Below are 13,115 nucleotides of genomic sequence, written 5' to 3'. Positions count from 1 at the left end.
ATCCATCATCATCTTTCGTTCCCCCTATCAACATTGTATATCTAAAGATATAACTGTATTATAACACGACAAACCTAGGCAAAAACTAACAACCTTTCTTTCCTTTTCTACAAAGTCTGACAAGGAGTTACATCATACAAGACGATGTTTCGTACCTGTGCTACCGTTTATCCCGCATTAACGGGCAGTAAGACCCCCACCTCAAGATTCAGAGAGAAGCAAAGAAGATAGGTGGGGGATAACTGCCCGTAAAAGCCCGATTGGTTCAACTAACCGTCAGTGGGGGATGAAGAAAACCCCCACTGACGGAAGTTTCACTTTATCGGCGATTCGACAAAACGAGACACCCATGCATAAAAAAGCATAGCGCCGCCGCGCTATGCCTTCACTTCTTCGCCGTCAATTTCCCCTCATACTGATTCAACGTTGAAATTGCTATACCTTTATAATAGTGGGCCACAATGTCTGTGTATACCTTTCCTTCCTTCGCCATTCCATTTGCACCGTATTGGCTCATTCCGACGCCGTGACCATAACCTTTCGTTGTGATAATAATTTGATCGCCTTGCTGCTTCCACGTAAAGTCAGAGGAGCGTAAGCCTAATTTGTCCCTTACATCTCTCCCTGTTAATGTCTTTCCTTGAAAGTTAACTTCCTTAACGCGCTTTCCTTCTGTGCGGTCCTTAATGTTGCCAACATTTCCGTTTGTCAACACTTTTACGCCAAGGCGCTTTTGAAAGTCAGCAACAGTAAAAGTTTGTTCACTCGTAAATTTCGGTGCTTGTTGATCCCAAGGACTATTTACACTTTTTAAATACGGGTAGTCACTGCCCCAATAGTCTGCGGCATTTTCTGTATAGCCATTGCTTGTTGAGAAAAATGACGCTGTAATCGGGCTGCCTTCATACGTCAAAACTTGTCCGGCTGTTTTTGATATTGCTTCTTCAATCCGCTTCATTTTCCCTTCGTACTCTTTGCCCCACTGTTCTTTTAGCTCCGCTTTACTTTTGTACACTTGATTTTCTACCGTATCTGTTACATCCGCTTTATTTTGAAGCTTCTGTCCGCTTAACATACGCTTCACAACGAATGTACGCGCTGTTAATGCCTGTGCTTTTAATGCTTCCATTTCAAAGTTTGCTGGCATTTCTGCCGCGACAACGCCGGCAACATAGTCTTCAATTGAAACCGTTTCGGTCTTTTTTTGCTGACTGCGATACACAGATACTTGCACATCGGTTTTTGTAGGAGGGGGAGCCGGTACGTCTTGCACGGACTTAGGGGCAGAAGGTGAATGTTCCTTCCCTTCTTTCACTTTCCCAAACGGAAAAACAAGCAAACTTGGTACGATAATCACTAACGCTATTAGCAGCGTTATGATGAGGATAATGGGCTTTGTCGTTTTCATGATCTTCCTCCACTATGAAATTGGACTCATTTCATTCTTATGGAGTAAGACAAGCATTTAGAACACGTTCTTTTTCATCTATTTTATGTTTAAATTTTTAGAATTTTTAATGAGGCAGGCATAAATATTATGTTTCTTGACTATAACAATAAGAGTACATGAAAAAAAATAGCTTCCATGCCTTTGCATAGAAGCTACCTTTATTAAGCGTGAAGATCAGATACTTGTTGTTCTACTACTTCTTCTACTCGCTCAGTTACACGTTCAATATCTGCACCTAATGCAGCTAACTTGCCGTGGAAGTTTACATATCCGCGGTCAAGGTGTTTTAATTCTGTTACACGCGTATGGCCTTCAGATACTAAACCAGCTAAGATTAACGCTGCTGCAGCGCGTAAATCTGTTGCAGCTACTTCAGCACCTTGCAGGTTACCTGGTCCATTCATAATTACAGAACGACCTTCGATTTTAATATCTGCATTCATACGGCGGAACTCTTCCACATGCATGAAACGGTTTTCGAATACTGTTTCTGTAATCATGCTTGTGCCGTTTGCTTTCAATAATAATGCCATCATTTGTGATTGCATATCTGTTGGGAATCCTGGGTGTGGCATCGTTTTAATGTCAGCCGCTTTTAACTTCTCAGGGCCGATAATACGGATACCTTCGTTTTCCTCAATAATTGTAACGCCCATTTCTTCCATTTTCGCTGTAATAGAGCGTAAATGTTCTGGTACAGCATTTTCAATTAAAACGTTTCCGCCTGTAATTGCTGCTGCAACCATAAATGTTCCCGCTTCTACACGATCAGGAATAATAGAATGGTTTGCACCATATAATTTATCGACACCTTCAATGCGAATTGTGCCAGTTCCAGCACCGCGTACTTTTGCTCCCATTGCATTTAAGAAGTTCGCTAAGTCTACGATTTCTGGTTCTTTTGCTACGTTTTCAATCACTGTTGTTCCTTCTGCTAATACAGCGGCAGACATGATGTTTTCAGTTGCCCCTACGCTTGGGAAATCTAAGTAAATTTTCGCACCTTTTAATTTACCGTCTACATACGCTTCAACAAATCCGTTACCAACCTTTACTTTTGCTCCCATTGCTTCAAAGCCTTTTAAATGTTGGTCAATTGGACGTGAACCGATTGCACATCCACCAGGAAGCGCAATACGTGCACGACCATTACGTGCTAAAAGTGGCCCCATTACAAGAACGGACGCACGCATTTTACGTACATATTCAAATGGTGCTTCGATGTTTAGTTCTTTTGATGCGTCAATTGTTACCTCATTGTTTGCAAAAGATACTTCTGCATTCAAATGACGTAATACCTCATTAATTGTGTATACATCTGATAATTCTGGTACTTCAGATAGTACATTCTTTCCATCACTCGCTAATAGGGCTGCAGCGATTATAGGTAATACAGCATTTTTTGCGCCCTCTACGCGCACTGTGCCGTTCAACCGCTTTCCGCCACGGACGATGATCTTTTCCAAGTTATTCCCCTCCGTGTCCTTTTTTCACATCTATTCAATACTCAGAAGTTATGATCGGTGTGCCAACCACAATTGTATTCTTGCTGTTCGTAGAACGTATTGCTATTTGCACATTGATTTTCTCTTTATTTGTTGAAAGAGCGTCATTCCATTTTTTATTATATGCGGAGACTGACACAAATGCTCTTTCTTCTACTTTCTCAATCACTTTTGCTGAAAGATCTTTCAAAACTTCATTTACCTTATCTTGCAAAACACCTTCAATCTTATCACTGAGCGCACCTTGAATACAAGTATAAATTTTTGGTTTTGTATTAAAAATTTTATTCATTTTATTAATATATTTAGGATCCCACTTTTTTCCGCTCACTTCATATATAATGAAAGTGTTTTCTTTAGTATTTTCCATTGTCCACGTAACTACTAGTCTTTCTTCATAAGAAGAAAATTTTTTTTGTGCAATCGCTTTGTAACCATCTTTAGACTTCTCAATTTGCCACTCTTCTAAATCCGCACGTTCTTTCAGTTGTTTTAATTCTTTTTCAAATGTATGTATATTTGAAATTTCCTTCGTTTCTCTTGCTAACCAAGACCAACGCTGAACATCCGTACCGTTCTTCTCTAAAGCAGCTATCATACTCTCCATTTTTTCCTGATCACTCACAGGCTTCATTTCCCGATATCCAACTAAAAATATAACCAAACTCACGACAATCAACATCATGGCTTGTATTTTTTTCACGTTCATCCCCTCCTAGTCCCCATTGTTGACGGAGAAGGATGGTTCTATACGTTGTATTTTTTTACTTTACAAGGTATGTTAAACTCTTTGAATAACCTAAATAATCAAGGAAAAAATTACTTACAGATGCACCAATGGCAATCGTTACAAGAATAAGAATCACCCTCGTTTGCATCACTTTCCCTGGCTTCATTAAACGTTCTAAGTGAAGACCTTGCAAGGCCCACCACGTAATGGTAATAAACAGTAAATGCGACACAATTGCAATAAGTGCTTGTTGACCTAAAATTTGTGCCATAACAAATCGACCCTCCTGCTCTAACGGGAAACTGTCCGTATGAACCAAACTTATTTACCACTATATGTAGTAAATGAAAATTTACCAAAATAAAAAGTGTAGAGTTTATGCTCTACACTTTCAATTTGTATTATTGTACCATAACCCCAAGAAAGAAGAAATCTTTCAGAAAAGGAAAATAGTGATAAAAGAAATTGTAACCGCTCGCTGGCAATATACCGAGCCCAACTGTTGCAATCGTACAAAGACTTACAACGATTTTTAGGTTAACCGGAAGAATGATACGCTCCTCACTTTTTGCCTGACGAAAAAACATTTGCTGCAAGATGCGAAAATAGTAGATGAATGAAATAACCGTTGTTCCCATCATAATTGATGCGAGCACGTAATGAGCTGGCTCGGCGATAAAGGCCCCTAAAAAGATGTTAATTTTCCCGATAAATCCAGCTGTCCCAGGAATACCAGCGAGTGATAAAATAAAAATTGTCATCATAATCGCCGCAAACGGTGATCGTTTATATAAACCAGCAAAAGCAGATATATTTTCTTGCCCTGTTTGTAAGATTATTCCATGGATAATTGCGAATGCCCCGACATTCATCAATACATAAGCCAGCATATAAAACCACATACTATCCATAAGAAATGGCGACATCGCAACAAGCGGTACGAGTAAATAACCGGCATGTGCCACTCCTGAATATGCAAGCATTCGCTTTATATTATGTTGCTTTAAAGCAACGCTATTCCCAACAATCATCGTTACACCAGCAAGAACAGCGATATAAATACTCATATTACTAAGTAGTGATGCTGCCCCTTGCCAAGCAGGAGTCGCCCCGAAAACAACTAAGAAAATGCGAACAATCATTACAAATCCAGCAATTTTCGATACCGTTCCTAAGAGTGCTGTAACAGGAGTTGCTGCTCCTTCGTACACATCAGGTGCCCACATATGAAATGGGACAGTCGCGATTTTAAAAGACAAACCAACAAAAAGCAGGATAAACGCAAGCGACAGCAAAAGTTGTATATCGCCGCCCACACCTTGCGCGAACAAGCGCTGCATCTCTAAAATATTTGTTGAGCCTGTCAGTCCGTATAAATAGCTCATCCCAAACAACGTAATTGCCGTAGAAATCCCACCATTTATGACATACTTCATTGCCGCTTCATTTGAAGCCTTATAATTTTTACGAATGCCAACTAATATATACGAAGACAAAGACAATAACTCAAGACCGATAAACAGTGTAATGAAATCACTGCTAGAAGCCATAAACATCGCACCAAGAAGCGCCGTTAAAAATAAGTAATAATATTCTCCCAAGTCTTCAATCGGCTGCTTATCATCATCGCTCATCGCAAGCAGCAATACAAGAATGCCGCCGAGCAATAAGAGCGTTTTAAATGCTTTTGAATATCCGTCTAATACAAAAGTTCCTTCTAAAATTCCTCCAGTTGGTGCACCGTACAATGTAACGAGCGCCACAAGTGCAAGTATGACCGTTCCAATTGCCCCATACGCTAAATTTCGGCGCTGAAACGTTTGTTTTACAAACAGATCAAGAAGTGATAGAAGAATAGCCCCGCCAAGCAGGATAAATTCCGGGGTCATTAAATACCATGATAAGTCTAGTAATGTTTTCATATCCATTCTATCTACCCCCTAACGACTGTAATGTGTCACGAAGCGGTTCACCTAGTACATCTGGCAAAATACCAATGACTAAAATACACGCAAGCAAGATTACCACTGGAATATACTCCGATCCGTGTATATCGCTCTTCGCTTCGCACTCGCTTTTTCCAAATATCACTTGCATAGCTGCCCGCAGTACATACACGGCTGTTAAAATAATCCCAATTGCCCCAATTGCCGCTAATACTCGGTGCTCTTGAAACAAGCCAAGAAATGCGAGAAATTCACTTACAAAGCCAGACATTCCAGGAAGTCCGAGCGAAGCCATACTTCCCGCTAACAAAAATCCGCTAAGCACCGGCACTTGCTTCGCTAAGCCGCCAAGCTTTGTAATGTCAGAAGTACCAAAGCGTTGCTCGATTATCCCAAGCAAGAAAAATAACAGCGCCGCAATTAAACCGTGGGAAACGACTTGGAACAATGCCCCTTTCATTCCCGCTGCGTTCAGCGCGGCTAAACCGATCAATACAATTCCCATATGTGAAATACTAGAATAAGCGAGCACCTTTCGGAAATCGGTTTGAACAAGCGCTAAGAGTGCCCCGTACAGCAAGTTGATCACTCCTAGAACTCCTAAAACAACCGCGAATGTTTCAAACTGCGCCGGGAAAAGTCCCATTCCAAAACGGACAATCCCGTATGCCCCAATCTTTAAGAGAACACCTGCATGCAGCATGACTACCGCTGGGTGCGCCTCTACGTGGACATTCACCATCCAGCGGTGCAGCGGAAAGACTGGAAGTTTAATCATGAATGCAATCATAATCGCTATAAATAAACCGAGCTGCAAGGAGTTTGACAGTTCACCAACTGTTGTCATTTCTTTTCCTGCTAAAACGGCTTGCAAATCTGCAATGTTTGTTGTACCTGCTCTCGCAAATAAAATGGAAAAGGCAATAAGTAAAATCGCTGAACCGATGCCGTTATAAACTAAATAGCTGTACGCCGCTTTTTCACTGCTGAATTTGCCCCATTTCCCAACAAGTAAAAACATAGCTGGCAGTGTAATTTCAAAGAAAACGAAGAACAGTAACAAGTTTTCCGCAGCGAAGACGCCAAGCATGCCGATTTCAAGCATAAGCAAGAGCACATAGAAACCTTTTACGTGCTTTGTAACGGAAAAGGCCGTAATAGCTGCCAATGTCGCCAATAATGCCGTAAGAAACATCATAACGAGCGAGAAGCCATCAATGCCTAGCTCGTAATAAATTGCAAACAATTCTTTGTCTATACCCGGAAAGTTTCCAAATTGAATCCACTTTACCTTTTCTGCAAACATCGTTAAACTTTTTCCCGCTGCATATGTACTTGCGATATAGAGCGCAGCCCCAAGCGGAAGTAATGTTCCAATTAAACCGGCAATCCTCGCCGCTCGTTCCTCTTTCTTTGGTACAAATGCCAGCAGTATAATGCCTAGCAGCGGGGAGAAAATGAAGAAAGATAATAGAAAGGAACTCATTGTCCATACCCCCCTGTCAATAACAGAATGACTACGAGTGCAGCTAAGCAAACCGCTGTAACTGTGCCGTACATTTGCACTTGCCCGTTTTGGAGCTTTGAGCCAATCGTACTTACACCTTTTACAATGCCGCTAATAAGCTGCGCCGTGCCTTCAACAATATACGTTTCAAAGAAATATAAAATATATGCAATTCCCTTCACGAGTAGAAGCACCGTTACCCTATACAATTCATCAATATAATATTTCTCCTTCAGCAAGCTGTATACGAATGTATTCTTCCCGCCAAGCCAATCACGTGAAATGGTACGTTTTCTATATATCAAATATGCTAAACCAATCCCGGCCAATGAAACGAGCGTTGCCACGATCATAATCCAAGCCGGGCCATGAACCTCTCTCACTTGAAACGCCGCGTCTTTTGTAAGCCAATCCCCAAGAAAAGTTCCGAACCAAGGTGTATTCACATAGCCACCCACAACTGCTAGGACGCCAAGAATCATCATCGGCACTGTCATTACCTTTGGTGACTCATGAACATGTTTTTGCTCGCTTTGCGCCTCTCCTGTAAAGACAAGAAAGTATAAGCGGAACATATAGAAGGCCGTGAAGAAAGCTGCAATTACCGCCAGAACGAATAAACCGTAATTGCCGCGCTCCCACGTCGCCGCTAATATTTCATCCTTACTAAAGAAACCGGAAAATAACGGTACCCCGCTAATCGCAAACGTTCCAATTAAAAACAATGAGCCGGTCACTTTCATCTTCTTAAACAGGCCGCCCATTTCTTCGATGTTTTGCGTATGCACCGCATGAATGACGCTGCCGGCCGCTAAGAACAATAATGCCTTGAAGAAAGCGTGCGTCGTTAAATGAAACACCCCCGCCACATAACCAGCCGAACCGAGTGCAAGCATCATATAACCAAGCTGACTCACCGTGGAGTACGCTAATACACGCTTAATATCCGTTTGCACGATACCAATAGATGCTGCAAAAATTGCCGTAATACCGCCAACGACTGCAACAGTTTGCATCGCCGCTTCGCTCGCTGCAAAAAGCGGGAACATAGTAGCGACTAAATATACCCCTGCAGCAACCATCGTCGCCGCGTGGATCAGCGCTGATACTGGCGTCGGACCTTCCATCGCATCCGGAAGCCACGTATGAAGCGGAAACTGACCTGACTTCCCGATCGCACCGACGAAGATTAAAATCGCCGTTACTGTAATCATCGTCCCCGAAATCTCTCCAGCTTGTACGGCCTGAAAAATCACATCGTAATCAAAGCTACCAACTTGCCAGAATAATAGAATCATCCCGATAAACAAGCCTACATCACCGATACGCGTCATAATAAACGCCTTTTTCGCAGCCGCCTTTGCTTCTTCTTTAAAGAAGTAGAAACCAATCAATAAGAAAGAACCAAGTCCTACTAACTCCCAAAATATATACAGCTGTAATAAGTTAGTAGAGATGACGAGCCCCAGCATCGCAAATGTAAAAAAACCTAAGTATGCATAAAAGATATGGAGTCTTTCATCACCGTGCATATACCCTTTCGAATACAAATGAACGAGCAAACTTACAAGTGAGACAATAAAGAGCATTAATGCGTTTAATGCACTTACTTCGAATCCAAAAGAAATGTTCACATCCCCTACTCGGAGCCAATTCCATTGCTGTTTTACCGTTTCTGATGATAGCCGCTCTATTAATACAACTACCGCTGACGCAAATGAAAGAAACGTAAGCGAGATGCCAATCCAGCTGCTTCCTTCTTTTAGCTTCTTACCAAACATCACGAGTAAAACGAAAGACACAAGCGGGAAAAGCGGTATTAGCCATGCATAACCACCCATTACGAAATCCCCCTCCCCTTAATGCTTTAACGAATCCATTTCATCTGTATTAACAGTCGCGCGGTTTCTATATAAAGCAATTAAAATCGCCAATCCAACCGCTGCTTCCGCTGCAGCAACAGACATTGTGAACAATGAAAAAATTTGTCCCTTTAAATTTGGAAACATCCCTAATTTACTAAAGGCAACTAAATTTAAGTTCGCCGCATTTAACATAAGTTCAATACAAATCAATACAATTACTGTATTGCGCTTCGTTAATGCTCCAAATAAACCGATGCAAAACAGTATAATCGCAAGCGTCAGGTACGCAGAAGCTGGAATACTATTCATGCGAATCCCCCTTTTTCTCGTCCTTTTTCGCAAGTACAATTGCCCCCACAAGAGCAACAAGTAATACAACAGACGTTAATTCGAACGGTATTATATATTTCGAGTACAACAATTCCCCAATCTGACGTGTATTTTGTTCATGAAGCACTGCGCCATCTTGAACACGTCCACTCTCAAAATCGACGTTATTCACCGCAAAATACATTACCGCACCGAAGATTACCACAGCAAGAAAAACAATGAATTTACGCCAGCCAAAGCAGGAGTTTTCTTGATCATTATGCTTCGTTAACATAATGCCAAAAATCATAATAATCGTAATCGCACCGGAATAAATCAAAATTTGAACAACCCCGACAAATTCTGCCGATAACATGAAATACAGCCCGGCAATACTAAGAAATGTAAACACTAAAGCGAGCATCATATGCATCACTTTCGTTAAGTTCAGCATAAGTACACCGCCCATGATCGCAAGCAGGGCTAATGCTAGAAATGCTACTAACTCGCCGCTCATGCTTTATTCTCCCTTCTCACATGTTGATCATTTTCATCAAGCCACTGTAAGTTTTTAAATAAATCATCACGCGAATATTCAGCTAGCTCAAAGTTATTTGTCATCACAATGGCTTCTGTCGGGCAAACTTCTGTACAAAGATCGCAAAGAATACAAATTTCAAAGTTAATATCATACGTGTCTATGATTTTCCCTTTCTTCTCTGGATCTGGGTGCTTTTTCCCTGTTAGTTGAATGCAGTCTGTTGGACAAATATTTGCGCATTGATTGCACACGATACATTTTTCTGGATAAAACTTTTGAATACCGCGAAAGCGATCTGGGAGTGGTAGTGGCTGATTCGGATAGTCGTACGTTACTTTCTTCTTACTTAAATTGCTAAGTGTATACTTTAAACCCTTAAATAATCCCTTCATTGTACTCCTGCCCCCTTTAGATTAGAAGAACAATTCTTTTATCAATGCTGCTAAGAAAATATTCGCAAGTGCTACTGGCAGTAATACTTTCCAGCCAAACTCCATTAACTGATCGCCTCGTATACGCGGGAACGTCACGCGGAACCAAATGAAGAGAAAGACAACTGCACTAAATTTGAGAGCAAACCAAACAGCTCCCGGAATAAACGCTAGAAACGGAATTGGCTGCCAACCTCCTAAAAATAGTACTGTTATAAGCGATGCCATTCCGAAGAAATACACATACTCTGAAAGCATAAAGAACGCCCAGCGAAATCCCGAATACTCCGTATGATATCCAGAGACAAGCTCGGATTCGGCTTCCGGTAAATCAAATGGCGTTCGGTTCAATTCAGCAACAGCTGCGATTAAAAAGACGATAAAACCAATTGGCTGCACGAAAATGTACCAAACCCCTTTTTGCGCTTCTACAATATCATTTAAATTTAAACTACCTGTTAGAAGGACAACCCCAATTACGCTCATCACAAGTGGAATTTCATAGGAGATCATTTGTGCTGCGGCGCGCATTCCGCCGAGTAACGAATATTTATTGTTAGACGCCCATCCCCCAGTTACAACACCAATTGTTGTAATACCTGAGACTGCAATATAATACAGCACGCCAACGCCAATATCGGCAAACTGCAACTTATCTGTAAACGGAATGACCGCAAGTACCATAAATGCCGGCGCAAACGCAATGACCGGTGCTAATATGAAGAGCGGTTTATCGGCCAATTTCGGAATCGTATCTTCTTTTAGCAAAAGTTTCAACACGTCTGCTACTGTTTGCAGGAGTCCAAAACGGCCGCCCACTTGGTTCGGCCCTATACGCCCCTGCATAAACCCCATTACCTTTCGTTCTGCTAAAATCCCATATGTAACAAAGCCAAGAACGACAAACAAAAGCAACGTTGCCAATCCGAAAAAGATAAGAAAATTCGTCCAGCTTGCGGGTGACTCTAAGAGGTTTTGTATCATCACCCATCAACCTCCCCAAGTACAATATCAATGCCGCCTAAAATGGTAATTAAGTTTGCAATATTCTCGCCTTTTAAGAGCTTCGGTAAAATTTGCAGATTATAAAAAGACGGACGGCGGAACTTTAAGCGATACGGCTCTTTCTTTCCCTCACTGGCGATGTAACAGCCAATCTCGCCGCGCGGTGACTCAATTCGCACGAATGCCTCACCTTTTGGTGGTTTAATAATCTTTGGTACCTTCGCTAAAATAGCTCCTTCTTTCGGAAACTGCTCTACCGCTTGTTCAATAATTTTCAGAGCTTCTTCAATTTCCACCATTCGGCAAATATAACGGTCCCAAGCATCGCCTACTTCGCCAACCGGAACATCAAAATCAAAACGGTCATAAATCGAGTACGGCTCATCTTTGCGAAGATCCCATTTCACGCCCGTGCAGCGCAGATTTGCTCCGCTTAACGAATATTGCAAGGCATCCTCTGCCGAGTAAACACCGACTCCCTTTACACGGTTTAAGAAAATTTCATTGCCACTCACAAGGTCGTGATACCCCGCTAGCTGCTCTCTCATATACGGAACGAACTCACGCACCTTTTCAACCCAGCCGTCCGGTGCATCCCACTTCACCCCGCCAACGCGCATATAATTAAACGTTAAACGCGCTCCGCATAATTCATTCAGTAGGTTAATAATCATCTCGCGTTCGCGAAACGCATATAAAAACGGACTGACCGCTCCAATATCAAGCAAATTGGTCCCCCACCAAACAAGGTGACTCGCCACGCGCCCAAGCTCCATTGCAAGTATGCGCAAATATTCAGCACGCTCTGGTATTTCAAGCCCCATCATCGTCTCAACAGCGTGACAGATCACATAATTATTGGTCATTGCTGCTAAATAATCCATTCGGTCTGTGTACGGAATAATTTGCGTATACTGCAAACTTTCCGCAATTTTCTCTGTACCACGGTGCAAATAGCCAATTACAGGCGTAGCTTCTTTAATGATTTCCCCATCAATTTTAATAACGAGCCGAAATACACCATGCGTACTCGGATGCTGCGGCCCTACATTTAAAAGCATTTCTTCTGTACGAATCATGTTTTACACCCCCGCATCAAACGGCTCATAATCTTTTCGCAGCGGATAACCAATCCAATCATCAGGCATCAAAATACGTTTTAAATTGGGATGCCCTTCAAACACAACGCCAAGCAAATCATACGCCTCGCGCTCCGGCCAATCCGCCCCGCTCCATAGCGATACAATAGAAGGCACTCTCGGCTCGTCCCGATCAAGTTTTACTTTCACCGCTACAGATTGCTTCTTACCATATGAAAATAAATGCACATACACTTCCATATGCGTAGCAAAATCTGTTGCATGCAATTCTGACATATAACTAAATACCAATTCGGGATCTTTCTTTAAAAGCTCCATCACCTCATAGTAATGCGCTACTTTCACAACAAGCGTTGGAACATCTTTAGACAACCTATTAATATAGAAATCTTCTAGCACACCTTCGCCAAATTTCACTGTAATTGCCTGAACGTACCTATCTAAATACGGCTGATTTTGTGAAGGCTGTTCTACTTTTACTTCTTCCTCTTTCTTTCCCCCAGCAGCGCGAGCCTTTGCTGCAGCTGCTGCTTTCGCTTTTGCAACCGCAATTGCCTTTTCTTTCTCGTCGTCTACGCTTCCACCTTCAGATGCTTTTTGCTTTGCTAGCGCGGCCGCTTTCGCTTTTGCCGCTGCCGCTGCTTTTGCCTTCGCCGCGGCGATTGCTTTCTCTTTCTCACTATCTTCCGAACCTGATTCTTTTTCCTTTTCTTTCTGCTTTGCTAG

At 42.0% G+C, this 13,115-nt stretch carries 13 protein-coding genes; all 13 read right to left on the bottom strand.

The genetic code is table 11. The annotated features are described in order from the left end of the window. Positions 1 to 385: 385 nt before the first annotated feature. Positions 386 to 1,408, bottom strand: coding sequence for a stage II sporulation protein D (gene spoIID, locus BM211_RS24665; protein WP_035430599.1), 1,023 nt, complete (start codon positions 1,406 to 1,408; stop codon positions 386 to 388). Between the two features lie 203 nt (positions 1,409 to 1,611). Further along, positions 1,612 to 2,916, bottom strand: coding sequence for a UDP-N-acetylglucosamine 1-carboxyvinyltransferase (gene murA, locus BM211_RS24660; protein ID WP_035430600.1), 1,305 nt, complete (start codon positions 2,914 to 2,916; stop codon positions 1,612 to 1,614). 34 nt (positions 2,917 to 2,950) lie between these two features. After that, complete coding sequence (locus BM211_RS24655; RefSeq protein WP_231559670.1) at positions 2,951 to 3,640, bottom strand: YwmB family TATA-box binding protein; 690 nt, start codon at positions 3,638 to 3,640, stop codon at positions 2,951 to 2,953. Positions 3,641 to 3,719: 79 nt separating this feature from the next. Further along, on the bottom strand, positions 3,720 to 3,956 hold the full coding sequence (locus tag BM211_RS24650; protein ID WP_035430602.1) for a DUF1146 family protein: 237 nt from the start codon (positions 3,954 to 3,956) through the stop codon (positions 3,720 to 3,722). 130 nt (positions 3,957 to 4,086) lie between these two features. Next, on the bottom strand, positions 4,087 to 5,607 hold the full coding sequence (gene nuoN, locus BM211_RS24645; protein ID WP_035430684.1) for an NADH-quinone oxidoreductase subunit NuoN: 1,521 nt from the start codon (positions 5,605 to 5,607) through the stop codon (positions 4,087 to 4,089). A gap of 7 nt (positions 5,608 to 5,614) precedes the next feature. Then, positions 5,615 to 7,117: an NADH-quinone oxidoreductase subunit M gene (locus tag BM211_RS24640; RefSeq protein WP_035430603.1), complete on the bottom strand. Its 1,503-nt coding sequence runs from the start codon at positions 7,115 to 7,117 to the stop codon at positions 5,615 to 5,617. Continuing rightward, a complete protein-coding gene (gene nuoL / locus BM211_RS24635; RefSeq protein WP_091000060.1) occupies positions 7,114 to 8,979 on the bottom strand; it encodes an NADH-quinone oxidoreductase subunit L in 1,866 nt (621 codons plus the stop codon). The genes BM211_RS24640 and nuoL overlap by 4 nt, the downstream gene beginning before the upstream one ends. 18 nt (positions 8,980 to 8,997) lie before the next feature. Next, a complete protein-coding gene (gene nuoK, locus BM211_RS24630; RefSeq protein WP_035430605.1) occupies positions 8,998 to 9,312 on the bottom strand; it encodes an NADH-quinone oxidoreductase subunit NuoK in 315 nt (104 codons plus the stop codon). Continuing rightward, on the bottom strand, positions 9,305 to 9,829 hold the full coding sequence (locus tag BM211_RS24625; protein ID WP_035430606.1) for an NADH-quinone oxidoreductase subunit J: 525 nt from the start codon (positions 9,827 to 9,829) through the stop codon (positions 9,305 to 9,307). The genes nuoK and BM211_RS24625 overlap by 8 nt, the downstream gene beginning before the upstream one ends. Continuing rightward, positions 9,826 to 10,245: an NADH-quinone oxidoreductase subunit NuoI gene (gene nuoI, locus BM211_RS24620; protein WP_020061451.1), complete on the bottom strand. Its 420-nt coding sequence runs from the start codon at positions 10,243 to 10,245 to the stop codon at positions 9,826 to 9,828. Before nuoI ends, BM211_RS24625 begins: the two co-directional genes overlap by 4 nt. 21 nt (positions 10,246 to 10,266) lie before the next feature. Continuing rightward, positions 10,267 to 11,268 carry an NADH-quinone oxidoreductase subunit NuoH gene (gene nuoH / locus BM211_RS24615; RefSeq protein WP_035430608.1) on the bottom strand — a complete coding sequence of 334 codons (1,002 nt, stop codon included), beginning with the start codon at positions 11,266 to 11,268 and terminating at the stop codon, positions 10,267 to 10,269. After that, a complete protein-coding gene (nuoD, locus tag BM211_RS24610; RefSeq protein ID WP_035430609.1) occupies positions 11,268 to 12,368 on the bottom strand; it encodes an NADH-quinone oxidoreductase subunit NuoD in 1,101 nt (366 codons plus the stop codon). Before nuoD ends, nuoH begins: the two co-directional genes overlap by 1 nt. Before the next feature lie 3 nt (positions 12,369 to 12,371). Next, positions 12,372 to 13,115, bottom strand: a 744-nt coding sequence (locus BM211_RS27430; RefSeq protein ID WP_091000059.1) for an NADH-quinone oxidoreductase subunit C, incomplete at its 5' end; no start/stop codon positions are given.

The organism is Bacillus sp. 491mf, assembly GCF_900112415.1.
Taxonomy (GTDB): domain Bacteria; phylum Bacillota; class Bacilli; order Bacillales; family Bacillaceae_G; genus Bacillus_A.
The sequence above is the reverse complement of the archived record's forward strand: the minus strand, read 5'-3'. Positions and strand labels throughout refer to the sequence as shown.